Source organism: Nitratireductor sp. J20-h4 (genome assembly GCF_056780505.1).
In genome coordinates this window covers 3967037-3991872 of record NZ_CM165557.1, presented here as the reverse complement: position 1 = coordinate 3991872, position 24836 = coordinate 3967037, and the positions used below count along the sequence as shown (strand labels likewise).

Here is a 24836-nt window from a genome sequence, read left to right as displayed (position 1 = left end):
TCCTGTTATGTTCTTATGGATTCCAGAGCCCGCCCCAAGAGTCAAGCAGGGCCGATAAGAATTTATTCCGCACCGGCGCACAGATCGGGAAATCCCGAATCCGCAAATCCCGCGCCACGGGGCCCCTCGCAAGGCCGGAAACAAAAGGCTATATGGCGGCCAAAGGACAAAAACATGGCCCGCATCTACCAGACCCGCGCCTGGCACGATCAACTCTCCCCGTCGGTCGACGAGATGGAAATCCTGGCGCTGGAAGCCTATGCGCATCTGCCGGCGGACTTTCGCGCGCTGACCGGCGAGATCGTCATTCAGATCGCCGAGTTTCCGACCGAGGAGATCATGGACGATCTGTCGCTGGAAACCCCGTTCGACCTGCTCGGCCTGTTCGAGGGCCGCGGCATCGCCGAGCGCTGGAACCCGGCCACCGGCGAAGGCCCGAACCGCATCACGCTCTACCGGCGCGCCATTCTCGACTATTGGGCCGAGAACGAGGAAACGCTGGGCGACATCGTCACCCATGTGCTGATTCACGAGCTCGGCCACCATTTCGGCCTGTCCGACGAGGACATGGAAAAGATCGAGGAAAGCGTGGCGTGACGCGGCCACAATCCCGACCGTCGGCGCGGCTATTGGTGATCGATCCCGGCGGCCGTGTGCTTTTGTTCCGCTTCGTCTATCGTGACGGTCCGCGGGCCGGTTTCAGCTTCTGGGCCACACCCGGCGGCGCGCTTGAACCCGGCGAGAGTTTCCAGGCGGCGGCGCGACGGGAGCTGTTCGAAGAAACCGGGCTCGACCTGGCCATCGGTCCACAAGTCCATGCCCGCACCAACCGGTTCGATCTGCCCGACGGCATGCCGGTCGTGGCCGAGGAGCGCTTTTTCCTGGTGCGGGTCGCCGAAAAGCGGATCGCCGGCAACAATTCCGACGCGCGCGAGCGCGAGATGATCGCGGACCGGCGCTGGTGGAGCGCGGCCACACTTTCCCGGACCGCCGAAACGATCTTCCCGGAAGAGCTCGCCGAGCTGATGCCGCGGCTGCTCGCTCAATACTCCCCGAGCTTGATGCCGGGCTCGTAATCGAGGCCGTCGACCTCCTTCACCACCGCCTGGCCGCAGCGCATCGTTCCGCTGGCGGCGTCGAAGGCGTAGGCGGGCGAGCCGTGCAGCCGCCAGCCCTTGTTCAGCGCCGCCGTAACCTTGTGGCAGAAGGCGGCGTCGTCCGGCCCGGTGAGATAACGATAGAGTTTCATGCGGTTTCCTCTCCGGTCCGCCGGCCCGCCTTGGCCAGCAGCCGTCTGGCCTGGTCGAGATGCAGCCGTTCGGTCATGCGGCCGTCGATCGACAGCACGCCCTTGTTTTCGTTGCCCGGCGCGGCGAAGGCGGCGACGATCCGTTCGGCCTGAGCGATTTCTTCCGCCGAGGGCGAAAAGGCGATCTCGGCCGGCCCGATCTGGGCCGGATGGATCAGCGTCTTGCCGTCGAAGCCCATCGCCGCGCCCTGACGGCATTCGCGCGCCAGAGCGTCGAGATCGCGAAAATCGTTGCTGACCCCGTCGAGCGCGGCAAGGCCGCCCGCGCGCGCGGCGAGCACGATCTGCTGCAGCCAGGCGAGCAGCCATTGCCGGTCGGCGGTCATGGCGACGCCGGTTTCCTTGACGAGGTCGTTGGTGCCGGCGACCAGACAGGCAAGCCGGGCACCGCGGTCGCGGCCGAGCTCGGCGATGGCGCCGAGATTGAGGATCGCGCGCGGCGTTTCCACCATCGCCCACAATGCCAGGTCGGGCGCGGCCTCGGCCCGGTCGAGGCGGTCATTGGCCTCCAGCACGTCGCGCGGCGTCTCGACCTTCGGCAGCAGGATCGCGTCCGGCCGGCAGGCGCGGGCGGCCTCCAGGTCGTCGGCGCCCCATGCGCTGGCGAGCGCGTTGATCCGCACCGCGACCGGGCGACCGTCGCGCGCGCGGCCGGCGAAAAACCGCACCATGCGTTCGCGCGCGGTCGTCTTTTCCTCCGGCGCGACGGCGTCCTCCAGGTCGACGATCACCGCGTCGCAGGCAAGCCCGGCAACCTTGGCGAGCGCCTTGTCGTTGGCGGCCGGAACATAAAGGACGGAGCGAAGCGGCGGCGGCGTGGCTGTGTGCATGGCTCCTTCATGACGCCGGGACGGCCGGCTTGCAAGTGGGCCCGGAATCTGTCTGATGCGGGACGGCGCGCCATCAGGCGGCGTACCGGGTGCAAGCCGGGGAGGACAGGGTGAAGACCTACGACATCGTCATCATTGGCGGCGCGATCGTCGGCAGCGCGATCGCCTGGTATCTGCGCGAGGAAGGGTTTTCGGGGTCGATCGCACTCGTCGAGCGCGATCCGCAGTTCGCCACCGCCGCGACCACCCTGTCCTGCGCCTCGATCCGCCAGCAATTCTCGAGCCCCGAAAATATCCGCCTGTCGCGCTTCACCCTCGAGCTGTTCCGCCGGCTGACGGAAGTGTTCGGGCCGCAGGCCGATATCGGCCTGCGCGAAAAAGGCTACCTGATTCTGGCCTCGGAGGCCGGTCGGCCGATCCTGGCCGCCAACCATGCGGTGCAACGGGCCGAGGGCGGCGACATCCTGCTTGAGGACGCGGCCGCCCTGAAGCGGCGTTTCACCTGGTTGTCGACCGAGGGCATCGCGGCGGGCGCCTATGGGCAGACGGGCGAAGGCTGGTTCGACGCGCATGCGCTGTTGATGCTGTTTCGCAAGGCATTGCGCGGGCGTGCGATCGATTTCCTGTCCGCTTCGGCGGCCGGGCTGGAGCGCACCGGCAACCGGGTCGAAACCGTCATGCTCGACACGGGCGAACGGATCGGCGCTGGCGTGGTCATCAACGCGGCCGGGCCCAATGCCGGCGCGGTCGCGGCGATGGCCGGGCTGGCGCTGCCGGTCGAGCCGCGCAAGCGCACGGTGTTCGTGTTCGAGGCCCGCGCGCGTTTCGACGACATGCCGCTGATCGTCGATCCCTGCGGTATATATGTCCGGCCAGAAGGCTCGGTCTTTATCACCGGCGGCGCCGAGGACGCGGCCAATGACGGACCTGCCGATCCGGCCGATTTCGATCCCGACTGGACGCTGTTCGAGGCGGCGATCTGGCCGGCGCTCGCCACCCGCATTCCCGCCTTCGAGGCGATCAAGCTGCAGCGCGCCTGGGCCGGGCACTACGACTACAACACGCTCGACCAGAACGCCGTCATCGGCCCGCATCCCGAGGTCGGCAATTTCGTGTTCGCCAACGGCTTTTCCGGCCATGGCCTGCAGCAGGCGCCGGCCGTCGGCAAGGCGCTGGCGGAACTTCTGGTGCATGGCGGCTACCGCACGGTCGATTGTTCCGCCTTCGGCTATGAACGCATCGCCGCCGGCCGGCCGTTCCGCGAACTCAACGTGATCTGACGGTCCGGTCGCGGTCCGGCGCTCCAGTTCCGGTGCGCGGCATGCTGCATATTGACGCGGCCGGTCCGCATGCCTATCTGAGCGGCTCGCAAGGGCCGGAAGCCCCTGCCGCCCGCGGCGCAAGCCATGGTGAAGCTTCCGACGATCTTATCGTTTCCCTGTCGATGTGGCGGCCGAAACGGCAATGCGGGCTCCCGTGAGCAGAATGCCGCTCGCAAAGCGATAGGAGTGAACGGTGATGACATCATCCACCGACTACAAGACCCATGCCAAGCGGTTACGCGCGGCGCTGGCGGCGGACGGCATCGCCGTCTCGCACGGCAAGGCGCTCGAGCTCGTCGCCCGCCAGAACGGCGCGCGCGACTGGAACACGCTTGCCGCCACCGCGTCCGCGCCGGCCAGCGCTGCCGCCGGCGCCCCCTTCGCCGTCGGCGACCGGGTCGAGGGCGATTTCAACGGCAAGCCCGCGCAGGGGCGGGTCTTCGGACTTTCGGAGACCATCAAGCCGGGCCTGTGGCGCGCCACCATCGCGTTCGACCCGCCGGTCGACGTGGTGACGTCGGAGCTGTTCTCCTCGGAGCGGCGGCGCATCACCATGATCGTCGGCGGGGACGGCCGCTCGCGCCGGTTGACCGGCACGGAGACCGGCGTCATGGCGCTGCGCCGCGCGGCGCAGGCCTAACATAGAGCAGACGGGGCGGCGGGACCGAACGGTCCCGCCGTAACGTCGCGGCCGCCCTTTGATTTGCGCGCGCGATCCGTATAAAGCGGAGCCGACAGAATTTCCGAACAACCGACAGGCCCGCGGAATGGACAAGTTCACCACCTTAACCGGCGTTGCAGCCCCCTTGCCGATCGTCAATGTCGACACCGACATGATCATCCCCAAGGACTATCTCAAGACGATCAAGCGCACCGGTCTCGGCACCGGGCTGTTCGCGGAGATGCGCTACAATGAGGACGGGTCGGAGAATCCGGATTTCGTGCTCAACAAGCCGGCCTACCGCAATGCACAGATCCTCGTGGCGGGCGATAATTTCGGCTGCGGGTCGAGCCGCGAGCATGCGCCCTGGGCATTGCTGGATTTCGGCATTCGTTGCGTGATCTCGACCTCCTTCGCCGATATTTTCTACAATAACTGCTTCAAGAACGGCATCCTGCCGATCAAGGTCAGCCAGGACGATCTCGACAAGCTGATGGACGATGCCAGCCGCGGCGCCAACGCGACCGTCACCGTCGACCTCGAGGCCAGGGAGATCCGTGGCCCCGACGGCGGCGCGATCGCCTTCGATCTCGACGAATTCCGGCGTCATTGCCTGCTCAACGGCCTCGACGATATCGGCCTGACCATGAAGAAGGCGCCGGCGATCGCCACCTACGAGGAAAAAGCTGCCGCCGTCCGGCCCTGGGCCTGATCGGCGACACCGGGTTCGTCATGCGCCCCTTCGTGCCCCGGCGGCTGGAGCCGCTTGTCTTCGGCCTGCTGTTGTCGGGGCTGATGTCGTTTCTCGTGTCGGGCCTGTCGACGGCGATCGCGCGCGGCGTCGACGCGGCGTTCCTTTTTTACTGGCTTTCGGCCTGGCTGCCGTCCTGGGCGCTGGCCTTTCCCGCCGTGCTGGTGGTGGCCCCGGTCGTGCGCCGCATCGTCGGGCGCATCGTGATCTGACCGGTCGCGCCCGGCCGGCGCGTAAAAAATACCGAACCGGACGCCGAGACGGTTTCACGCCATGCGATTTTGCCGCTACTCTGCGTCGCAGACCGGCCGGGCTTTCCATTCGCGCTCCGGCCCAAAGGCTCCGGAGCAACCATGTCGATTGTCTCACGCATCCTGATTTCCGTTTTTGGCGCACTTCTGGCCACCGGCGCGGCACGGGCCGAGGCGGAGGAGGTGCAGCGCTATTCGTTCCAGGGCGGGGAACTGACGATCGCCCGCCAGGATTACGAGCGCGTGCTGGCTTACGAGGGACGCGCGTTGCATCGCGCCTATTTCATCGGCTTCGACCGGATCGTCACCGTGCGCGACGTCGAGGTCGCGCTGTTGACGGCCGGCAATGGCGGCAATGCCTGCGGCCCCTACACGATCATGCTGTGGAAGCCTGAGAACGGCGACGTCAAGACCGAGATCGTCGGCGAGGAGTGCGGCGCGCCGCCGCCGGCGGTGACGGACGAATATATCTATTTCATTCCCTATCTGAGGCCCGGCGAACAGACCGTGGTCCGCTCCTGGGGTCCCGACGAGGGGTTCGAGACGGCGGGTGTGCTGTCCTACGCGCCACAACAAGGCACCGACTGGTCGAGTTTCGATCCCGAAACGGTCAGCCATCCGGTCGAGCTTTTCCGCAATGCCAGCCTCTACGAGACGGCGCAGGCGCTGCTCGGGGACGAGCTGTTTTCAGTCGCGGCCGGGCTTGGCACCGCGAGCGCACCCGAAATCACCGATGACGGTGTTTTGACGGCGCGCGGCTGCGTGCCGCATGCCTGCGGATCGCAGGACACGTTCGTGGCCGTGGACGCCAAGAACCGCGCCCTGTATTTCGCCCAGCAACAGGCTGAACCGGCGCCGCGCTTCTGGCCGGCGCGCGATCAGTGGCCGGCCGCGATCGCCGATCTGGTGCCGGACGATCTGTGAGTGTCGATCGAGCCGATATCCGGCCGGGTCGCGGCCGATGAGCATGGACGATCATTTCTGTCCCGGTTGCGGAAAGGTCCAGCGGGCCTTCGCGCGCTATCCCTGGTATTTCTGCCGGGACTGCCTGGCGACGGCCGAGGACGGATCCGGCCGGCGCCTCGTCTTCGGCAATGCATCTTTGTCCGGTGGCCTGGTCTGGGGTTTCGCCGACGATCGGTCCCGCTACGACGCCCGCGCGATCCTGGTGATATGTCTTATCCGCAAACGCCGGGTCGTGGTGCACGAGGCGCGGTTCGGCGGCGTGGTGGCCGAACCCTTCAACAGCGCCGTGCTGCCGCCCAGCGACGCGAAAAATCATGTCGACCTTTCCAGGTCGCAGCACGACCCGGCGGTGCTGGAGCGGCTGAAGCAAGCGGAAGGCAAGACATGACGAGACGCCTGATTTCCACCGGTTCCCCCTTCGAGAAGACCGCCGGCTATTCGCGCGCGGTCGTCCAGGGCGACTGGTGCTTCGTGTCCGGCACGACCGGCTACGATTACGCCACCATGACGATGCCGGAGACGGTCGAGGCGCAGACGCGCAACTGCCTCGCCACGATCGCCGCCGCGCTGGCCGAAGCCGGCTTCGACCTCGCCGACGTGGTGCGGGCGCATTATTACGTGACCGACCGCGCTTTCGTGCCAACGGTGTTTCCGATCCTCGGGGAAATCTTCGGCGCAATAAGGCCGGCGGCGACGATGATCGTGTGTCAGCTCAACGAGCCGGAGATGAAAATCGAGATCGAGGTGACGGCCCTGCGGCGCGGTGCGGCGGGCTGATCCGCCGGCCGCCCAGGCCTGGACCTGGCCCTGGCGCGCCCGCCCGGGTGCGACTTGCGCAATCGGCGTCTGGCGTCTAGCTAGTGTCGCGACTTCGCAGTCGACCTCGTTTCCACCACACATGGCGGCGGATTTCCGCCTTTTTGAAAGGGTTTTCCATGGTGACGCGCAATCTCCTGCTTCTTCCCGGCGACGGTATCGGCCCCGAGGCGATGGCGGAGGTGCGCAAGCTGATTGCGGTGCTGAACGACAGCCAGTCGGCCGGTTTCACGGTTGAGGAAGGGCTGGTCGGCGGCGCGGCCTACGACGCGCACGGCCAGGCGATCTCGGATGAGGATATGCAAAAGGCCCTCAACGCCGACGCGGTGCTGTTCGGCGCGGTCGGGGGACCCAAATGGGACGGCGTCGCCTACGAGGCGCGGCCGGAGGCCGGCCTGCTGCGGCTCAGGAAGGAGATGGAGCTGTTTGCCAATCTGCGCCCGGCGATCTGCTATCCGGCGCTGGCCGCCTCGTCGTCGCTCAAGCAGGAGGTCGTCGAGGGACTCGATATCCTGATCGTGCGCGAGCTGACCGGCGGCGTTTATTTCGGCGAACCCAAGGAGATCATCGATCTCGGCAACGGCCAGAAGCGCGGCATCGACACCCAGGTCTACGACACGTTCGAGATCGAGCGCATTTCCGGCGTCGCATTCGAACTGGCGCGCACCAGGGCCAACAAGGTGTGCTCGATGGAAAAGCACAATGTGATGAAGTCCGGCGTGCTGTGGAAGGAGGTCGTGGCGGCGACCCACAAGGCGAACTACGCCGATGTCGAGCTGACCCATATGCTGGCCGATGCCGGCGGCATGCAGCTGGTGCGCTGGCCCAAGCAGTTCGATGTGATCGTCACCGACAATCTGTTTGGCGACATGCTGTCGGACGTCGCGGCGATGCTGACGGGATCGCTCGGCATGCTGCCGTCGGCCTCGCTCGGCGCGCCCGATCCCAAGTCCGGCGCCCGCAAGGCGCTGTATGAGCCGGTGCACGGCTCCGCGCCCGACATTGCCGGCAGGGGACTCGCCAACCCGATCGCGATGATCGCCTCGTTCGCGATGTGCCTGCGCTATTCCTTCAACATGGTCGCCGAGGCGGACCGGCTCGAGGCGGCGATCGCCGGCGTGCTCGAGGACGGAATGCGCACCGCCGACATCATGTCGGACGGTATGACCCAGCTCTCGACTGCGGAGATGGGCGACGCGATCACGACGAAATATCTGGCCCTGTCGGCCTGAGACCGTTCGTTTGCCGGTGCGGGGCCGTCACCTACCAGGGGGCGGCCCCCATTTGTTTTCGGATTTCTGCGACGGGATCAGCGCGAAAACGAGGATGATCAGATTGCCCACCGTGGGCACGAAGCCAAGCAGGATGAACCATCCTGACAGGCCGATATCGTGCAGCCGGCGGATCGTGACCGCGATCGAGGGCAGCGCCAGCGCCAGCACCAGAATGCCGGTCAGGCCGAGCGCCAGCACCGGTTCCTCGCGATCGAGATTGCCGGCCACGCCGTCGGCGATCAGCCCGGCAAAGATCGCAACAACCATCACGATGAACACGAACAGGAAAAATCCCCAGAACTCCCGGCGCGGCGCGCGTGCCCCCAGCCTGGCATAGGAGATCGTGACGCAATCGAGGAAAAACCCGAAAAGCGAGCGCCGGCCGCGCGGTTTGTTTCCGGCAAGCCGGGTCGGCGCGATGGTGGAAGGCTCGTCCCTGGGCCCGGCGGCATTTTCCGTCCGGCTGCCGACAGCCATGACGTCGCGGGCACGATTGCCCTCGGTCAGGAATTCGACCTTGGCGCCTTTGCCCGGCGCGGCCGCGGCAACGAGGTCCGGGCTGGCGAAATGATAGCGGTTGCCGTCATCGCCGTCGATGAAGCCGATGCCGCGTTGGTCATCGAAATAGAGAACTTCGCCGCGCATGCCGCCCTTCCGGGTTTGACCTCATCCATCGGCTAGGTTTCCGCGCCGGAGGCGGGAAGTCAACGGCCGGGCCATCGCGCAGCAAAGGCGATGACCCGGATTGCGCACGATCGGCGGTTGGCGGACCAGGCAATTGACTCTTCAAGCAGAACCGCTAGAAGCGATGCGTTTCGTGGAGCAGGCCATGCGCGCCGGTGTTTTTGCAGATTCTCGTCGTCATTCGCCCGGATCACTCTCCGGCGACGACATGCGCGCACGCTGCACCACCCGTAAAACCCGAGCCAAAACGACCGCCAAAACGGTCTGATTTTCTCGGCCTTACTCCCCCTCTCCCCGGGTCCGGCCGGGGAAAGCCGCCTGCGCCGCCGGCGGACCTTCCAGCAAAAGGGGAGTGACAGGAGATGACCGAAATGGGTTTCAAGATTGCAGTCGCCGGCGCTACCGGCAATGTCGGCCGCGAAATGCTCAATATTCTCGAGGAGCGCGGCTTTCCGGCCGACGAGGTCGTGCCGCTCGCCTCGCGGCGTTCCCTCGGGACCGAGGTGTCCTACGGCGATCGCACGCTGAAGGTAAAGGTGCTCGACACCTACGATTTTTCCGACACCGATATCTGCCTGATGTCGGCCGGTGGCGGCGTGTCGAAGGAATGGTCGCCGCGTATCGGCAAGCAGGGCTGCGTGGTGATCGACAATTCGTCGGCCTGGCGTTACGACGCCGACGTGCCGCTGATCGTGCCGGAGGTGAACGCAGACGCGATCGAAGGCTTCACCAAGAAGAACATCATCGCCAATCCCAATTGCTCGACCGCCCAGCTTGTCGTCGCGCTGAAGCCGCTGCACGATGCGGCCACCATCCGCCGTGTGGTGGTCGCCACCTACCAGTCGGTTTCGGGCGCGGGCAAGGAAGGCATGGACGAGCTCTTCGAGCAGACGCGCGCCGTCTTCGTCGCCGACCCGATCGAGGCGAAGAAGTTCACCAAGCGCATCGCCTTTAACGTCATTCCGCATATCGACGTGTTCATGGAGGACGGTTCCACCAAGGAAGAATGGAAGATGGTGGCCGAAACCAAGAAGATGCTCGATGCGAAGATCAAGCTGACGGCGACCTGCGTGCGCGTGCCGGTGTTCATCGGCCATTCCGAGGCGGTCAATATCGAGTTCGAAAAGCCGATCACCGCCGATGAGGCGCGCGAGATCCTGCGCGAGGCGCCGGGTTGCCTGGTCGTCGACAAGCACGAGGATGGCGGCTACGTCACGCCGCTGGAATCGGCCGGCGAGGACGCGACCTATATTTCGCGCATCCGCGAGGATTCGACCTTGGACAACGGCCTCAATCTGTGGGTCGTCTCCGACAATCTGCGCAAGGGCGCAGCACTCAACACCGTGCAAATCGCCGAAATCCTGGTGACGCGCGGCCTGATCACGCCGAAGAAGCAGGCGGCGTAGTTCGTCGTCGCGCAGCCGCCCTTTTCGCCCGCCCCGCTGGGCGGATGAGAAGGGCGGCGGTCGCGATAAAAAATTCCCTTTGCCGGCAAAGTTGCGTGGAAACGCCCATGATCCGGCTTTGATCGCCTGGCCTATGCCTGCCCGCGATTCCAGCTCCGGCCGCGATCGCCGATCAATTCGTGGCCGTTACCGGTGACGGCGACCGTATCTTCCAGCTTGATGAAACCGCGGCGCGGATGAAGCATGGTGGTTTCGACCGATATCACCATGCCGGCTTCGAGCGGTCTGTCGGCGTCGACGCCGTCATAGGCGACGGGGTGGTCGGTCATCAGGAACGGCGCCTCGTGGCTGATCAGGCCCATGCCGTGGGCGAAAAAGTCGTTGCAGGCGGCATTGGGCAGCGATTTCAGCGTCTCTTCGGCGTGGGCGATCATCTCCGCTCCGGTCGCGCCCGCCCGGATCCTCGAAAACGCCGCCTGCTGGACGGCGTCGACCTCCGCCAGCAGGTCCTGCAGTTCGGAATCCGGTTCGCCGAGAACGCCCATGCGGCACAGATCGCCGATATAACCGCGATAATTGCCACCCGAATCGAGCGACAGAACCTCGCCCGACTGCCAGCTTTGCGACGAGACGGCGCGGTTGTGGCTCGAACCGATGGTGATCAGGCAATATTCGAACTGGAGACCGCGTTCGGTCTCCTCGCGGCGCAGCGCATCGACCAGTTCGGCCTTGCCGGCGCCTTCGCCATGGCCGGAAAACACCGCCAGCATGGAATCGGTAATCAGTTCGGACGCCGTGCGCAATAGGTCGAGTTCGGCCGCGGTCTTGACCGCGCGCAGGCGCTCCAGCGTGCCCGTCGCGTCGACGAAACTCGCATCCTCGAGCCCGGCGGTCAGCGCCAGCCAGGCGTCGGAGGGGAGGAAGGACGGCTCGATGCCGATCCGCGCGCCATGACGGCCGATCGCCTTGATCTGGGCAATCGCCTCATGCGCGGCATCGACGCTGCCCCAGCAGGTCGTCTTGACCGTGGGCGTCCAGAACGGGTTCACCTGCTGTTCCATGCCCTCCATCTTATTGCCGACATAGGCGGCGCGGTCGGGCCGGCCCTTTTCGTAGACGAGGACCGGCAGGTAACGGCTGTGGCCGATCGCGTCCATGGCGTGGAAGAAGATGTAGCGATAGCCGCCGAGCAGATATTGGACATTGTGCTTGGAGGTCGCCACAAGCACGTCGATGCCGGCTTCCTCCATCAGGCGATCGAGCCGCGCGCGATCGAATGGCGTGTCGGCCTCCCCGGCCGCGGTCGATTGGATGCTCACCGTGTGCTCCTCCGCCTACGGGTCTTGCCCGAACGATCTCGGGCAAACTGGTCGGACCAGATTGCCTTATCGACCCGGTTCCGGTCCAGCGGAAAATTGCCGCACCCGGCCTGGGCGAGCGGGGTCATGTCCATTCCAATAGGGGGAAGCCCGGGCTTCGGCGCCCACAAAAAGAAGACGGCGGACCGTGGCCCGCCGTCGATCATTTCGTTTCGGAGCGAAAACGATTAGGACGTTGCTTCCTCGGCCGGCGCTTCGGCGGCTTCGGATACCGCGGCCTTTTCTTCCTCAAGCTTGGCGGCGAGCTCTTCCTCGGCCTGCTTGATCAGCGCCAGGCGTTCCTGGGCCTTCTTGCCCGGCTCGGCCTTCTTGGGATTGGAGCGCGCCGGGCGCTTGGCAAGACCAGCCTGGTCGAGGAAGCGCAGCACGCGGTCGGTCGGCTTGGCGCCCTGGGCCATCCAGTGCTTGACACGCTCCTCGTCGATCTTGACGCGCTCGGCATCCTTGGGCAGCGTCGGGTTCCACGAACCGATCGCCTCGATGAAGCGGCCGTCGCGCGGGCTGCGCACGTCGGCGACGACGACGTGATAGTAGGGGCGCTTTTTCGAGCCCGCCCGGGCCAGTCTGATCTTCAGTGCCATTTTTGTCTCCTAGGGTCTCACTGATCGGTAATATCGGGTTCAGCCGTCCGTGCCGGCATGGGGAGCATCCCCGGCGCCGTTTTCACGAGCGATCATTTCGTGGTGCCGGATCACCTCGCGGATGATGAAATTGAGGAATTTCTCCGCGAAATCCGGGTCGAGATGGGCGTCGGCGGCAAGCTGGCGCAGCCGCGCGATCTGGCGCTCCTCGCGCGCGGGGTCGGCCGGCGGCAAATCGTGCGTGGCCTTCAAATGGCCGACCGCCTTGGTGCACCGGAAACGTTCGGCAAGCATATGCACGAGCGCGGCGTCGATATTGTCGATCGAGGCCCGGTAGCCGGCCAGGATCTCGCGCGCCTTCTGGGTGTCCGACGTTTCCGCCAATGCCGTTCCTCCGTTCATTTCTTCCTCGGCAGGCCGGGCAGGCCCGTGCCCAGTCCCGGTAGCTTCGCTCCGCCGGGCAGGCCGGGCAGACCACCGCCGCCAAGCCTGGGCATGCCGCCGCCGAGGCCCGCCGCCTCGGCCTGTTTTTGCAATTGCTCGAGCTGCTTGGGATCCATTTTCGACAGGTCCGGCATGCCGCCCATGCCGCCGCCCAAGCCGCCAAGGCCCATCTTCTGGGCCATGCCGCCCATCAGGCCGCGCATGGCGCCGCCGCCCTTGCCCTTGCCGCCCATGGCTTTCATCATGTCGGCCATCTGGCGATGCATCTTCAAGAGCTTGTTGATCTCGGCGGCGCTGGTTCCCGATCCTGACGCGATGCGCTTCTTGCGGCTGTGCTTGAGGATGTCGGGATTGGCCCGTTCCTTCTTCGTCATCGAGGAAATGATGGCGAGCTGGCGGCCGAACATCTTGTCGTCGAGGCCGGCTGCCGCGATCTGGTCCTTCATTTTGCCCATGCCGGGCATCATGCCCATGATGCCGCCCATGCCGCCCATCTTCTGCATCTGACGCAGCTGGTCGGCGAGGTCGTTCAGATCGAACTTGCCCGACTGCATCTTCTTGGCCATCGCGGCGGCCTGTTCCGCGTCGATGGTTTCGGCAGCCTTTTCGACGAGGGAGACGATGTCGCCCATGCCGAGAATGCGGTCGGCGATGCGCTTGGGATGAAACTCCTCCAGCGCGTCCATCTTCTCGCCGGTGCCGATCAGCTTGACCGGCTTGCCGGTGACGGCGCGCATCGACAGCGCGGCGCCGCCGCGTCCGTCGCCATCCATACGGGTAAGCACCAGCCCGGTGACGCCGACCCGCTCGTCGAAGGAGCGCGCCAGGTTGACGGCGTCCTGGCCGGTGAGCGAATCGGCGACGAGCAGAATCTCGTGCGGGTCCGACACCTTGCGGATGTCGGCCATCTCGATCATCAGCGGCTCGTCGATATGGGTGCGGCCGGCCGTATCGAGGATGACGACGTCGTGGCCGCCGAGCCTGCCGGCCTGGACGGCGCGCTTGGCGATGTCGACCGGCGACTGGCCGGCCACGACGGGCAGGGTAGCGATGCCGGTCTGCTCGCCGATCTGGCGCAACTGTTCCTGCGCGGCCGGCCGGCGGGTGTCGAGCGAGGCCATCAGGACCTTCTTGCCCTGCCGCTCGGCAAGCCGCTTGGCGATCTTGCCGGAGGTCGTCGTCTTGCCCGAGCCCTGCAGGCCGACCATCATGATGACAACCGGCGCCGGCGCATTGAGGTCGATCACCTCGCCGTCCGAGCCGAGCATGGCGACCAGCTCATCGTGGACGATCTTGACGACCATCTGGCCGGGCTTGATCGATTTCAGGACTTCCGCGCCGACGGCCTTCTCGCGTACGCGATCGGTGAAGGAGCGCACGACCTCGAGCGCGACGTCGGCCTCGATGAGAGCCCGGCGCACTTCGCGCAGCGCCGCGGACACGTCGGCTTCCGACAGCGCGCCGCGCCCGGTCAGCCCGTTCAGGATCGATCCAAGGCGTTCCTGCAGCGATTCAAACATCGTCCGTCCTTTGTCTCCGACCGTTCTCAGTCAGAGGTAGTATGTCCGCCGCGTTCGACCAACCGACAAAGCCAAAAAGCACCCGGGGGCGCATCGCGCTGCCGGGTGTTGGCCTCCGGGATCGCTTTATACCTTCAAGAAGGGTCCCGGTCGGCTGCTCGGAGTGGTCACTCGTCGCGGAATTCGAGCCGGATAGACAGGATTTGGCCGCGAAAGTCAAGCAAAAGCACGCCAGATGCGCGCTCGAGCGCCGGACAACCCGTCGGGCCGCTCGCCGCCGCCGCGTCGACGATCATGCCTTCGAAGTCGGACATAGCCGCAACCCACCGTTAACCGGCCCAAGAATAGACTTGTTTGGAAACTAGCTCCATACTTTTGGCGCGATCTGCGTGCCTGGCCAGGCGGGGTTTACCTGGTGGCCGTGGCGGGCGCGTCGTGACCGGTGCAGGCAGCGGGAGAACGGAATGACAATCAGGTCCAAGGGCATGGTGATGGCGGCGGTTTTGGCCGTCGCGACTTTGGCTGGAAGCGGTGCGGGCTGGGCGGCCCAATGCGGCAACAATGCGGGCGGGTTCGAGACCTGGAAGCAGCAGATGACGGCCGAGGCCCGCGCCAAGGGTATCGGCAATCGCGGCCTCAAGGCGCTGCAGCAGACGCGCTATGCGACAGCGACCATACGCGCCGACCGGGGACAGAAAAGCTTCAAATATTCGCTGAAGAAATTCATGCAGGTGCGTGGCGCCAGCACGATCGCCAGCAAGGGCAAGCGGCTGAAGAAACAGCACGCCAAGCTGTTCGCCAATCTGGAGCGGCGCTACGGCGTGCCGCCCGGCCCGTTGATCGCGATCTGGGGCATGGAGACCGGCTTCGGCAGCTTCATGGGCAACTCGAACCTTTTGTCTGCGACGGCCACGCTCGCCTATGACTGCCGGCGCTCGGAGTTCTTCACCGGCCATCTGATCGCCGCGCTGACGCTGGTCGATCGCGGCGTGGTTTCCAGCTCCAGCGTCGGCGCCAAGCATGGCGAGCTCGGCCAGACGCAGTTCCTGCCGGGCAGCATCCTGCGCTACGGCGCCGATGGCGACGGCAATGGCCGGCTCGACCTCGTGCGCTCGCGCGCCGACGCGTTGGCCTCGACGGCAAATTTCCTGCGCGCGCATGGCTGGCGTCCCGGCGCGGGCTATCAGCCCGGCCAGCCTAATTTCCGTGCCATCAAGGGCTGGAACGCGGCGAGCGTCTACCAGCAGGCGATCGCGATCATCGGCGCGCAGATCGACGGCTGACCGACGCAAGGGGGCGGGCGGGATCTTTCCGCCGCGCCCCGTCTTCGGGTCGAGGACTATTGCTCGTCATAGGTGACGAGCAGGTCCTTGGCGTCGATCTGGTCGCCGGCGGCGACCAGCACCTCGGCGATCACGCCGTCGCGCTCGGCATGCAGCGCGGTTTCCATCTTCATCGCCTCGATCGACAACAACACGTCGCCGGCCTTGATCTCCTGGCCGGCCGCGACCGCCAGCGTCGACACCACGCCCGGCATCGGCGCGGCGACGTGGTTGTCGTTGCCGGGATCGGCCTTGCGCCGCGTCTTGCCGTTGGCGGCGCCATGCGCACGGTCCGGCACCTTGACCCGGCGCGGCTGGCCGTTGAGCTCGAAGAAGACGGTGACCATGCCCTTGTCGTTGGTCTCGCCGATCGCCAGGCAGCGCACGACCAGCGTCTTGCCGCGCTCGATCTCGACGAAAATCTCGTCCTCGGGCTGCATGCCGTAAAAATAGGTCGGCGTCGGCAGCACGCTGACGGGGCCGTAATCGTCCGTGACGGCGGCGAAGTCGGAAAACACTTTCGGATACATCAGCCATGACGCGAACTCGAACTCGCTGGCTTCGCGGCCAAGCTGGTCTTCCAGTTCCCGGCGCTTCGCGGGCAGGTCGGCCTGTTCAAGCAGCGCGCCCGGCCGCGCGGTGACCGGTTTTTCCCCTTTCAATACCTTGGCCTGCAGGGCGGCGGGCCAGCCGCTCGGGGGCTGGCCGAGATCGCCGCGCAGCATGGAGACGACCGAGTCGGGAAAGGCGATGTCGCGGGCTGGGTCCTCGACCTCCGCAACCGTCATGTCCTGGCTGACCATCATCAGCGCCATGTCGCCGACCACTTTCGACGACGGCGTCACCTTGACGATGTCGCCGAACATCAAATTGACGTCGTGATAGGCCTGCGCGACCTCGTGCCAGCGCGTCTCCAGTCCCAGCGAACGGGCCTGCTCCTTCAGATTGGTGAACTGGCCGCCGGGCATTTCGTGCAGATAGACCTCGGAAGCGGGCCCTTTCAGGTCGCTTTCGAATGCGGCGTACTGGTTGCGAACCGCTTCCCAGTAGAAGGAGATGCGCCGGATCCATTCGGGATCGAGACCGGGATCGCGCTCCGAACCCTTGAGCGCCTCGACGATCGAGCCGAGACAGGGCTGCGAGGTGTTGCCCGACAGCGCATCCATGGCGGCGTCGACCGCGTCGACGCCGGTCTCCACGGCGGCGAGCACGGTGGCCGCCGCGATGCCGGACGTGTCGTGGGTGTGGAAATGGATCGGCAGGTCCGTCGCCTCGCGCAGCGCCTTGAACAGCACCCGGGCGGCGTTCGGCTTCAGCAGGCCGGCCATGTCCTTGACGGCGATGATATGCGCGCCCGCGGCTTCCAGCTCCCGGGCCAGGCCGACATAATATTTCAGGTCGTATTTGGCGCGGTCGGGATCGAGAATGTCGCCGGTATAGCAGATCGCGGCCTCGCATAATTTGCCTTCGGCGCCGACCGCGTCCATGGCCACACGCATGTTCTCGACCCAGTTCAGGCAGTCGAAAACGCGGAACAGGTCGATCCCGCCGGCAGCGGCCTGTTTGACGAAATGCCTGACGACATTGTCGGGATAATTGGTGTAGCCGACGCCGTTGGCGCCCCTGAGCAGCATCTGCAAGAGCAGGTTCGGCGCGCCTTTGCGCACCAGGTCGAGCCGCTCCCACGGGTCTTCGGTCAGAAAGCGCATGGCGACGTCGAACGTGGCGCCGCCCCAGCATTCGAGCGACAGCAATTGCGGCAGGGCGCGGGCATAGGCACCGGCCACACGGGCGATGTCGTGGGTGCGCATACGGGTCGCCAGCAGCGATTGATGGCCGTCGCGCATGGTCGTGTCGGTGACAAGCACGCGGGTCTGGTCGCGCATCCAGCGCCCGAATTTCTCCGGCCCGAGCCGATCGAAATGCTGCTTGGCGCCGTCGGGCACGTCGCCGCCGACATAAGGCAGGACCGGCGCGGCGGCTTCCGCCGACGGTCGCGGCCGGCCGCGCGTTTCGGGGTGGCCGTTGACCGACACGTCGGCGATGTAGTTGAGCAGCTTGGTCGCCCGGTCGCGTCGCTTGACCTGATCGAAAAGCTCGGGCGTGGTGTCGATGAAACGGGTCGTATAGGAATTGTCGCGAAAGCTCGGATGGGCGACGATCGCCTCCAGGAAGGTGAGATTGGTCGCGACGCCGCGAATGCGGAATTCGCGCAGGGCTCGGTCCATGCGCGCGATCGTCTCCTGCGGCGTCGGGGCCCAGGCGGTCACCTTCTCAAGCAGCGGATCGTAGAAGCGGGTGATGACCGCGCCGGAATAGGCGGTGCCGCCGTCGAGCCGGATGCCGAAACCGGTGGCGCCGCGATAGGCGGTGATGCGACCGTAGTCGGGAATGAAGTTCTGCTCGGGATCCTCGGTGGTGATCCGGCACTGCATGGCGTGGCCGTTAAGGCGAATCTGGTCCTGCGCCGGCACGCCGGAGGCCGGCGTACCGATCGCGGCGCCGTCGAGGATGTGGACCTGGGCTTTGACGATGTCGATGCCCGTCACCTCCTCGGTGACGGTGTGCTCGACCTGAATGCGCGGGTTGACCTCGATGAAATAGAACGCGCCGGTATCGGCATCCATCAGGAATTCGACGGTTCCCGCGCCAATATAGTCGGTGGCCCGCGCGATCCTGAGCGCGTGGTCGGCCAGTTCCTGGCGTTGCGCGGCGTCGAGATAGGGCGCGGGCGCGCGCTCCACGACCTTCTGGTTGCGCCGCTGGATCGAACAGTCGCGCTCGAACAGATGCACGACATTGCCATGCGTGTCGCCCAGCACCTGGACCTCGACATGGCGGGCGCGCTCGACCAGCTTTTCCAGATAGACCTCGTCCTTGCCGAAGGCGGCGCGGGCCTCGCGCTTGGCCTCCGTCACCTCGCGGGCGAGATCCCCGGGCGCGCGGATGGCGCGCATGCCGCGTCCGCCGCCACCCCACGAGGCCTTGAGCATGACCGGATAGCCGATCGCCTCGGCCATTCTGGCGACTTCGTCCATGTCGTCGGGCAAGGGTTCTGTGGCGGGCACGACCGGCACGCCGACCTCGACGGCCAGATTGCGCGCGGCGACCTTGTTACCAAGCCGGCGCATGGTTTCGGGTTTCGGGCCGATGAAGATGACGCCGTTTGCGGCACAGGCCTCGGCGAATTCCGGACTTTCCGACAACAGGCCGTAGCCGGGGTGAATGGCGTCGGCGCCCGACAGCCGGGCCACGCGAATGACCTCGTCGATCGACAGATAGCTTTCGATCGGGCCGAGATCCTTGGCCAGATGGGGGCCGCGGCCGACCTGGTAGGATTCATCGGCCTTGAAGCGGTGCAGGGAATATTTGTCCTCCTCGGCCCAGATCGCGACGGTGCGCAGACCGAGTTCGTTGGCGGCGCGAAAGACACGAATCGCGATTTCGGACCGGTTGGCGACGAGGATCTTGGATATCGGCAATGCGGGAACCCCTATTTTCGAAGCGGCAGAAGGTCGCGCCATCCATAACGGGAAAATGCTGCAGTGCAAATAACCGACGTCGCGCCGGCGCCGCGGAGGCGACGCCTGGCAGCACCGCAGCTTGGTCTTGACCGTATTGCCGGTCTGTGGCCTCGTCCGGTGCAGCTTACCGCGCCGTCGCCCGACAGATCCTGCCCCGCTGCCCGCAGCCGGGGCCTCACCACGCCCGAGACCGCCAAAGACAACGGACCCCGCCGAGAATAGGCGGGGTCCGTCAGCGATCCGGTCTTCCTCAAGGGGGCCGGTCAAGACAATTCGAAGAAAATCAGTCGGCCGGTCCGGTCTCGACCGGTGCGCCATCCTGCGCCTCCAGCGGCGGAATTTCCGCGCGCGGCTGCCCGGTCTCGGTGCCGAGCGCGCTGGTGGTGGTGTCGTCGACGCGTTCGGCCGCCGGCGCATTGCCGATCGTGTCGGCGGTCTGCGGATCGGCACCGCCACCGACAAGGCTGAAGGCCACGATGGCGAGCAGGACCACGACGACGGCGATGGTAGCCGCCATCAGGCCGCGCGGACCGGGGTTGATTTCGCGCTGCAGGCGCGGATCGTAAGGCTGGGAAGGATCGGCGATATCGCGGTCGATGCCAACAGGATCGACGGGATCGATTTCGGGACGTCTGCCTGGAGCGTTCATACTACACCTCCTTCGTGCAATGCTCCGCAGACAACGAAACCCGAGGCGAGCGGTTTCATCACGAAGAGGCGCACTTGATCACAGATTGTGAAGGCGGTTCAGCGCATTGTCGAAAAGCGGCGCCTTTGGGATGCACAATGGCGGCGCCTGCGCGAGATCGTTAGACTTAAAGGCCGGTCACCCTTCGCGACCGCGGCCGGCAGCTTGCCCGCGCAGTTCCGCCAACGGAATTCCGGCAGGTCGCCGGCGGGTTTATTCAGCCATGTCCGGTGAGGCGGCCTTTGTCGCCGGTTTCTCGATCGCGGCGGTCCTGGCGTCCTCGTCGACCGTTGTCATCGGCGCCTTCTTGTCCTCGATGCTGGCGACAGTCATCTTCCCGGCGCTGGCGGACTCGTGATCGCCGTGCATCTGGCAGGCCTGGGCGGCGGCTGTCGACAGACCCAGCGCAACCGCAAGGAGGAGGGTGGTTTTCATGCGAAAGTCTCCCTGATCGTCGGATCGGACGGTCGGATGTTACCAAGACGGGGCAACGACGCCAAATCACGCTTTTGGTGATCGGTCGCCGCCGGCCATAGTCCGGCCCGCGGCCTCGGTGAACGGCGCTTTCGCGGGTACTCTCAGGGAATAGGCGTCACGTGGTAGCCGCGGGCGCGCAGCAGCGCGACGAGCCCCTTTTCGCCCGGCAGGTGAAGCGCGCCGACGGCGATGAAGGCGCTGCCCGCCTCCAGAAAGGCGGCGGCGTTGTCGGCCATGGTGCGGTTGCGCGTGGTGATCATCGCTTCCTCGAAGGCGGCATAACCGGTTTCGGCGCCCTCGTCGTCTGCGGCCGGAAGCACGATCTTGAACAGCGGCCAGATCATGTCGATGCGTTCCTGCTCGTAGAGCTGGATCATGGTTTCGAAGATGTCGTCCATGCGCGGACCGAGTTTAAGGGTCTCGATCAGGCCCTGGACATGAAACTCCATCGGCAGGGACGCCATCGCGTCGAGCTGGCCGACCAGGGTTTCAAGCCCGCCGAGCGTCTTGCCGTCCTCTTCGGCGCGCCTGGCGAGCTTGATGTCGAGGAACGGCGCACCGGCAGCCTTGCGGGCCATCTCGCAGGCCGGCAGGGCGATCGCGGAGGCAAGCATCCAGGGTTTCATCTTCTGAATGCTGACCGGCGGGATGCCGCGCTTTTCCAGCGCCGCGCGGACGTCGTTTTCCTCGTCGTCGCTCATGAAGGAGAAGATCGTCTTGTCGTCCGTGAACATCATCAGATCCGGACGCTCCATCATCGCCGTCATCGCCGTTGCCTGGTCGACCACCTCGGTGGTCTCGATGACGATGGTGGACGCGCTGTCGAAGGCGCCGTCGGCGGCAGGCGTGAGCTCGATCACGCGCGGATCGGTCAGGTGCATGGTGCCAAAGAGAAAGGAGGGCGCCGCGCCCTCCTTTTCGACCTTCCAGAGCAGATTCCGGCCGTTCGGCGTTCGGCGTGCCTGCGCCTCCAACCGCTCGAGCGCGGCGGGATCGTCCCTGGCCAGTTTTTCGAGAAGGTCCTGCCCGGTGCATACCGTCTCCTGCGCATCGGCACGGGTCACGGCAAGCGCGGTCACGAGAAGGAAGGACAGCAAGAACAGGATATTCACGGCCGCAATCAGTTTCAGCGACAGTCCCGCTATGCGTTCGGCAATGGCAATCGAAGGGGTCATGGGCAGAAGCCTAGCGGCAAAAAGCGGCAAAACCGTTAAGGCAGAGCCACAAATATGCGGGGTTTGCGCCCCGTTCAGGCGCGCGGGTGCGCCTTGCCGTAGACTTCGAGCAGGCGTTCGGTGTCGACATCCGTATAGATCTGGGTGGTCGACAGGCTGGCATGGCCGAGCAGTTCCTGAATGGTGCGCAGATCTCCGCCGCGACCGAGAAGATGCGTGGCGAAGGAATGGCGCAGCGCGTGCGGGGTCGCGTCGTCGGGCAGGTCGAGCGCGGTGCGCATTCGGCGCATGGCGCGCTGGACGATCGCGGCGGCCAACGGACCGCCGCGCACGCCGCGAAACAGCGGCCGGTCGTCATCGAGACCGTAGGGGCAGAGCCGGCGATAGGTTGCGACCGCCTCGGCGACCACGGGCAGCACCGGGACGAGCCGCTGCTTGCCGCCCTTGCCGGTGATGCGCAGGCTGGCCGGAGGTGGCGTGCCGAAATCGCCGCCGGTCAGTCCGAGCGCTTCGGAGATACGCAGGCCGCAGCCGTAGAGAAGCGCCATCACCGCGGCGTCGCGCGCCGCGATCCAGGGCTCCTCCGCGAGCTGCGCATCCGCCGTCGTCAGCCGCCGGGCCTCGTCGGCTCTCAGCGGTCGGGGCAGCGAGCGCGGCTGTTTCGGCGCCCTGAGCGCGCCGGCGCCGGCGGCGCTGACCAGGCCGCGCCGTTCCAGATGCCTGAGCAGCGATCGGATGCCGGCCAGGCCGCGGCCGAGGGAGCGCGCGCCCACGCCCTCGCGGCGACGCCAGGCAAGGAAGGCGCGCAGGTCGGCCGGGCGCAGATCGGCGATGTCGGCAAGGCCCGGCGCGCCGCCGCAATGGCCGGTGAAGAATTGCAGGAACTGGCGCGTGTCGCGCTCATAGGCTGCGAGCGTCAGCGGCGCGAGCCGTTTTTCGTTTCTGAGCGCGCCCAGCCACTCGGCGCGGGCGGCGATAAGGTCGGGCCGGGCGATGACGAGATAGGCTGTCATGTGTTCGAAGCGCGTTCCATTTGGGCACACAGTGTCACCCGTCCCGGTTAGCGCGAGGTGAAGCCGATGCGAATTGAATTGCCGGGCGTCAGCCGATAGGGAAGGAAACAGGCCGCCGGCGAGGGCGCGGCCTTCTCGAACGGTTTTGGAACAGGCGCGATGGCAAGACCCGAAACACCCGTGCAATTGGCCGTGATCGGCGCGGCGCAGGGCATCAAGGGCGCGGTGCGGGTCAAGACCTTCACCGGCGACCCGATGGCGCTCGCCGAGTACGGCCCGCTTTACGACGAGACCGGCCGGCGCTTCGACATCCTCGACCTGCGCCCGCACAAGGCGATGCTGGTGGCGCGCTTCAAGGGGATTTCCGACCGCTCGGCGGCCGAGGCGCTCAACGGCACGGCGCTGTTCGTGGATCGCGGCGCACTGCCCGACGACCTCGAGGAGGAGGAATTCTATCACGCCGACCTGGTCGGTCTCGACGCGGTCGATCGGGAGGGCGCGACGGTCGGTACGGTCAAGGCGGTGCTCAATTTCGGCGGCGGCGACATACTCGACATCACCCGGCCCGGCGGCGGCAGCGTGCTGGTGCCGTTCACCAAGGCGGCGGTGCCGTCGGTCGATCTCGGCGGGCGGGCCGTGGTGCTCGACCGGATCGCGGCCGGGCTCGACGACACCGGCGCGGCCGGGGAAGCGCCTGACAGCCGGACCGGGCGGCCGCGCGGGCCGGAAGCCTCGGGGGGCAATCGCTGATGTTCCGCGCCACGGTTCTCACGCTCTATCCGGAAATGTTTCCCGGCGCGCTCGGCCTGTCGCTGGCGGGCAAGGCGCTCGAGCGCGGCGACTGGGCGCTGGAGGCGGTGCAGATCCGCGATTTCGCCAGCGACCGCCACCGCACGATCGACGACACGCCGGCCGGCGGCGGCGCCGGCATGGTGATGCGCGCCGACATTCTGGCCAAGGCGATCGACGCGGTTGCGCCGCCGGACGATACGCGACCGAAACTGTTGATGAGCCCGCGCGGCCGGCCGCTGACCCAGCAGCGGGTGCGCGCGCTGGCCGCCGGTCCCGGCGCGGTGATCCTGTGCGGGCGCTTCGAGGGCGTCGACCAGCGCATCATCGAGGCGCGCGGCCTGGAGGAGGTGTCGATCGGCGACTATATTCTGTCGGGCGGCGAGCCGGCGGCGCTGGTGCTGCTCGACGCGGTGGTGCGGCTGTTGCCCGGGGTGATGGGCAACGCGGCCTCCGGCACGGAGGAAAGTTTCGAGAACGGCCTGCTCGAACATCCCCATTATACACGCCCGCAGGATTTCGAGGGCCGGCCGATCCCGGAGGTGCTGATTTCGGGCAATCACGCCAGGATCGCCACCTGGCGGCGTGGCGAGGCCGAACGGCTGACGCGCGAGCGCCGGCCGGACCTTAAGCCGGGGCCTCAGCCGGTGAGGAAATAATAGCCGGCCAGGAACAGGCCGACCGCGATGACGAAGGCGCGCACGCTCCAGAGCGGAACGCGCCTGGCCGCCCAGACGCCGCCATAGCCGCCCAGCGCCACGCCGGGCACCATGAAGGCGACCTCGAGCCAGGAGACCACGCCGCCGGAGACGAAAACCACGATCGCCACGATGGCGATAATGATCGACAACATGTTTTTCAGCGCGTTGAGGCGGTGATAGTCGCCGTTTTCGGTCAGGCCGAGCGTGGCAAGCATCATGATGCCCATGCCGGCGCCGAAGAACCCGCCATAGATCGCGGTGACGAACTGGACCAGCCAGCCTTTCAGCGAACCGGTTCGCGCGGACGTAGCATCACCGCGCGGTTTCGGTTTCAGCCACGGCCCGGCGGCAAACAGCGCCGTGGCAGCGATCAGCAGCCAGGGCACCAGGGCGCGGAAGGAGGGGTTATCGAGCGACAAAAGGATCAGCGCGCCGGCCAGGCCGCCAACGGCCGAAACGGCGCAGAAGATCAGCGCGCCGCGCCACATTTGGCGGATGTCGCTCCAATAGGCCAGCGTTGAGGTGACGTAACCTGGAAACTGGGCGATCGAGGAAGTGGCGTTGGCCGAGATCGGCGCGACGCCGGCAAGCGTTAGCGCACCGAAAGTCAGGAAGGTGCCGCCGCCGGCGACGGCGTTGATGGCGCCGGACAGGACACCGGCCAGGAAGAGCAGAAGGGCGGAGAAGATATCCACGATGCGGCTCGGGAAGGTTGGCGTGCGATCGAGGAGTGGTAGGCGCTGGCGCCCCACGAGGCAAGGGTCGTACCGGCCAGGCACCGGCAATCCGCGCCGCCGCGCCGATCCGGCGAGAAAACGCGGTTCGGCAGGTGACAAACCGGCACGAAGCGTGTATGAGCCCGCCGACCGGAGGAACGATCTTCCGGACCCGTCAACAAGAACGGTGAATTCGCCCCTGCCGCCGCGCCTTTCGGCGCGAAAGCATTGCCGCCC

At 66.2% G+C, this 24836-nt stretch carries 29 protein-coding genes; 15 read left to right on the top strand and 14 right to left on the bottom strand.

Annotation, left to right across the window (positions count from 1 at the left end; translation table 11 throughout):
- Nucleotides 1-174: 174 nt before the first annotated feature.
- Nucleotides 175-597, top strand: a complete 423-nt coding sequence (locus ACT2B0_RS19270) for a metallopeptidase family protein (RefSeq protein ID WP_348419311.1) — start codon at nucleotides 175-177, stop codon at nucleotides 595-597.
- Entirely contained in the window at nucleotides 594-1076 is a 483-nt protein-coding gene (locus ACT2B0_RS19265) for an NUDIX hydrolase (protein WP_473459902.1), read from the top strand. Before ACT2B0_RS19270 ends, ACT2B0_RS19265 begins: the two co-directional genes overlap by 4 nt.
- On the opposite strand, the gene ACT2B0_RS19260 is transcribed toward ACT2B0_RS19265, so the two are convergent.
- Nucleotides 1043-1249: a DUF1737 domain-containing protein gene (locus ACT2B0_RS19260; RefSeq protein WP_106570303.1), complete on the bottom strand. Its 207-nt coding sequence runs from the start codon at nucleotides 1247-1249 to the stop codon at nucleotides 1043-1045. The genes ACT2B0_RS19265 and ACT2B0_RS19260 overlap by 34 nt on opposite strands.
- Nucleotides 1246-2139: an HpcH/HpaI aldolase/citrate lyase family protein gene (locus ACT2B0_RS19255; protein WP_473459901.1), complete on the bottom strand. Its 894-nt coding sequence runs from the start codon at nucleotides 2137-2139 to the stop codon at nucleotides 1246-1248. Before ACT2B0_RS19255 ends, ACT2B0_RS19260 begins: the two co-directional genes overlap by 4 nt.
- Before the next feature lie 110 nt (nucleotides 2140-2249).
- Here ACT2B0_RS19255 and ACT2B0_RS19250 point away from each other — a divergent pair, with 110 nt between their 5' ends.
- The 8 genes from ACT2B0_RS19250 (at nucleotide 2250) to leuB (ending at nucleotide 8138) form a co-directional block, all read left to right on the top strand.
- Complete coding sequence (locus ACT2B0_RS19250) at nucleotides 2250-3419, top strand: NAD(P)/FAD-dependent oxidoreductase (protein WP_473459900.1); 1170 nt, start codon at nucleotides 2250-2252, stop codon at nucleotides 3417-3419.
- Nucleotides 3420-3657: 238 nt separating this feature from the next.
- Complete coding sequence (locus ACT2B0_RS19245) at nucleotides 3658-4101, top strand: glyoxalase superfamily protein (RefSeq protein ID WP_348419316.1); 444 nt, start codon at nucleotides 3658-3660, stop codon at nucleotides 4099-4101.
- Nucleotides 4102-4228: 127 nt separating this feature from the next.
- Entirely contained in the window at nucleotides 4229-4834 is a 606-nt protein-coding gene (gene leuD / locus ACT2B0_RS19240; RefSeq protein WP_473459899.1) for a 3-isopropylmalate dehydratase small subunit, read from the top strand.
- 20 nt (nucleotides 4835-4854) lie between these two features.
- Complete coding sequence (locus ACT2B0_RS19235) at nucleotides 4855-5085, top strand: DUF2798 domain-containing protein (RefSeq protein WP_473459898.1); 231 nt, start codon at nucleotides 4855-4857, stop codon at nucleotides 5083-5085.
- A gap of 141 nt (nucleotides 5086-5226) precedes the next feature.
- A complete protein-coding gene (locus ACT2B0_RS19230) occupies nucleotides 5227-6048 on the top strand; it encodes a hypothetical protein (protein WP_348419319.1) in 822 nt (273 codons plus the stop codon).
- Between the two features lie 37 nt (nucleotides 6049-6085).
- Nucleotides 6086-6478, top strand: a complete 393-nt coding sequence (locus tag ACT2B0_RS19225; protein WP_473459897.1) for a hypothetical protein — start codon at nucleotides 6086-6088, stop codon at nucleotides 6476-6478.
- A complete protein-coding gene (locus ACT2B0_RS19220; protein WP_473459896.1) occupies nucleotides 6475-6867 on the top strand; it encodes a RidA family protein in 393 nt (130 codons plus the stop codon). The genes ACT2B0_RS19225 and ACT2B0_RS19220 overlap by 4 nt, the downstream gene beginning before the upstream one ends.
- A 158-nt stretch (nucleotides 6868-7025) precedes the next feature.
- Complete coding sequence (leuB, locus tag ACT2B0_RS19215) at nucleotides 7026-8138, top strand: 3-isopropylmalate dehydrogenase (RefSeq protein ID WP_473459895.1); 1113 nt, start codon at nucleotides 7026-7028, stop codon at nucleotides 8136-8138.
- A 27-nt stretch (nucleotides 8139-8165) separates the two neighbouring features.
- On the opposite strand, the gene ACT2B0_RS19210 is transcribed toward leuB, so the two are convergent.
- Nucleotides 8166-8825: a DUF805 domain-containing protein gene (locus ACT2B0_RS19210; protein ID WP_473459894.1), complete on the bottom strand. Its 660-nt coding sequence runs from the start codon at nucleotides 8823-8825 to the stop codon at nucleotides 8166-8168.
- A gap of 100 nt (nucleotides 8826-8925) precedes the next feature.
- Between ACT2B0_RS19210 and ACT2B0_RS19205 the strand changes: the two genes are divergently transcribed.
- Both ACT2B0_RS19205 and ACT2B0_RS19200 read left to right on the top strand, forming a co-directional pair.
- Nucleotides 8926-9132, top strand: a complete 207-nt coding sequence (locus tag ACT2B0_RS19205) for a hypothetical protein (protein ID WP_473459893.1) — start codon at nucleotides 8926-8928, stop codon at nucleotides 9130-9132.
- Nucleotides 9133-9235: 103 nt separating this feature from the next.
- Nucleotides 9236-10270 (top strand): aspartate-semialdehyde dehydrogenase, encoded by a 1035-nt coding sequence (locus ACT2B0_RS19200; RefSeq protein ID WP_348419411.1) that lies wholly within the window; start codon nucleotides 9236-9238, stop codon nucleotides 10268-10270.
- Between the two features lie 131 nt (nucleotides 10271-10401).
- Here ACT2B0_RS19200 and ACT2B0_RS19195 read toward each other — a convergent pair whose 3' ends face one another.
- The 5 genes from ACT2B0_RS19195 to ACT2B0_RS19175 form a co-directional block, all read right to left on the bottom strand.
- Nucleotides 10402-11589: a M24 family metallopeptidase gene (locus ACT2B0_RS19195; RefSeq protein WP_473459892.1), complete on the bottom strand. Its 1188-nt coding sequence runs from the start codon at nucleotides 11587-11589 to the stop codon at nucleotides 10402-10404.
- A gap of 227 nt (nucleotides 11590-11816) precedes the next feature.
- Nucleotides 11817-12230: a 30S ribosomal protein S16 gene (rpsP, locus tag ACT2B0_RS19190; protein ID WP_473459891.1), complete on the bottom strand. Its 414-nt coding sequence runs from the start codon at nucleotides 12228-12230 to the stop codon at nucleotides 11817-11819.
- 39 nt (nucleotides 12231-12269) lie between these two features.
- Entirely contained in the window at nucleotides 12270-12632 is a 363-nt protein-coding gene (locus ACT2B0_RS19185; RefSeq protein ID WP_348419326.1) for a chorismate mutase, read from the bottom strand.
- On the bottom strand, nucleotides 12629-14194 hold the full coding sequence (gene ffh / locus ACT2B0_RS19180; protein WP_473459890.1) for a signal recognition particle protein: 1566 nt from the start codon (nucleotides 14192-14194) through the stop codon (nucleotides 12629-12631). The genes ACT2B0_RS19185 and ffh overlap by 4 nt, the downstream gene beginning before the upstream one ends.
- A 167-nt stretch (nucleotides 14195-14361) precedes the next feature.
- Nucleotides 14362-14508: a hypothetical protein gene (locus ACT2B0_RS19175; protein WP_348419328.1), complete on the bottom strand. Its 147-nt coding sequence runs from the start codon at nucleotides 14506-14508 to the stop codon at nucleotides 14362-14364.
- Between the two features lie 150 nt (nucleotides 14509-14658).
- Here ACT2B0_RS19175 and ACT2B0_RS19170 point away from each other — a divergent pair, with 150 nt between their 5' ends.
- Nucleotides 14659-15477: a lytic murein transglycosylase gene (locus ACT2B0_RS19170; protein ID WP_473459889.1), complete on the top strand. Its 819-nt coding sequence runs from the start codon at nucleotides 14659-14661 to the stop codon at nucleotides 15475-15477.
- Nucleotides 15478-15533: 56 nt separating this feature from the next.
- Here ACT2B0_RS19170 and pyc read toward each other — a convergent pair whose 3' ends face one another.
- The 5 genes from pyc to ACT2B0_RS19145 all read right to left on the bottom strand — a co-directional run bounded on the left by pyc (nucleotide 15534) and on the right by ACT2B0_RS19145 (nucleotide 22393).
- A complete protein-coding gene (gene pyc / locus ACT2B0_RS19165) occupies nucleotides 15534-18998 on the bottom strand; it encodes a pyruvate carboxylase (RefSeq protein WP_473459888.1) in 3465 nt (1154 codons plus the stop codon).
- 325 nt (nucleotides 18999-19323) lie between these two features.
- The gene (locus ACT2B0_RS19160; protein ID WP_473459887.1) at nucleotides 19324-19689 is read right to left on the bottom strand and encodes a hypothetical protein; all 366 of its coding nucleotides are present in this window, start codon (nucleotides 19687-19689) and stop codon (nucleotides 19324-19326) included.
- Between the two features lie 252 nt (nucleotides 19690-19941).
- Nucleotides 19942-20163 carry a hypothetical protein gene (locus ACT2B0_RS19155; RefSeq protein WP_473459886.1) on the bottom strand — a complete coding sequence of 74 codons (222 nt, stop codon included), beginning with the start codon at nucleotides 20161-20163 and terminating at the stop codon, nucleotides 19942-19944.
- 143 nt (nucleotides 20164-20306) lie between these two features.
- The gene (locus ACT2B0_RS19150; protein ID WP_473459885.1) at nucleotides 20307-21380 is read right to left on the bottom strand and encodes a TraB/GumN family protein; all 1074 of its coding nucleotides are present in this window, start codon (nucleotides 21378-21380) and stop codon (nucleotides 20307-20309) included.
- A gap of 74 nt (nucleotides 21381-21454) precedes the next feature.
- Nucleotides 21455-22393 (bottom strand): tyrosine recombinase XerC, encoded by a 939-nt coding sequence (locus ACT2B0_RS19145; RefSeq protein ID WP_473459884.1) that lies wholly within the window; start codon nucleotides 22391-22393, stop codon nucleotides 21455-21457.
- 159 nt (nucleotides 22394-22552) lie between these two features.
- Between ACT2B0_RS19145 and rimM the strand changes: the two genes are divergently transcribed.
- Together rimM and trmD are read left to right on the top strand one after the other, a co-directional pair.
- Nucleotides 22553-23143 (top strand): ribosome maturation factor RimM, encoded by a 591-nt coding sequence (gene rimM / locus ACT2B0_RS19140; protein ID WP_473459883.1) that lies wholly within the window; start codon nucleotides 22553-22555, stop codon nucleotides 23141-23143.
- Nucleotides 23140-23841 carry a tRNA (guanosine(37)-N1)-methyltransferase TrmD gene (trmD, locus tag ACT2B0_RS19135; RefSeq protein ID WP_473466107.1) on the top strand — a complete coding sequence of 234 codons (702 nt, stop codon included), beginning with the start codon at nucleotides 23140-23142 and terminating at the stop codon, nucleotides 23839-23841. Before rimM ends, trmD begins: the two co-directional genes overlap by 4 nt.
- Here trmD and ACT2B0_RS19130 read toward each other — a convergent pair.
- Nucleotides 23823-24578, bottom strand: coding sequence for a sulfite exporter TauE/SafE family protein (locus ACT2B0_RS19130; RefSeq protein WP_473459882.1), 756 nt, complete (start codon nucleotides 24576-24578; stop codon nucleotides 23823-23825). The two genes, trmD and ACT2B0_RS19130, sit on opposite strands and share 19 nt — an antisense overlap.
- Nucleotides 24579-24836 lie beyond the last annotated feature (258 nt).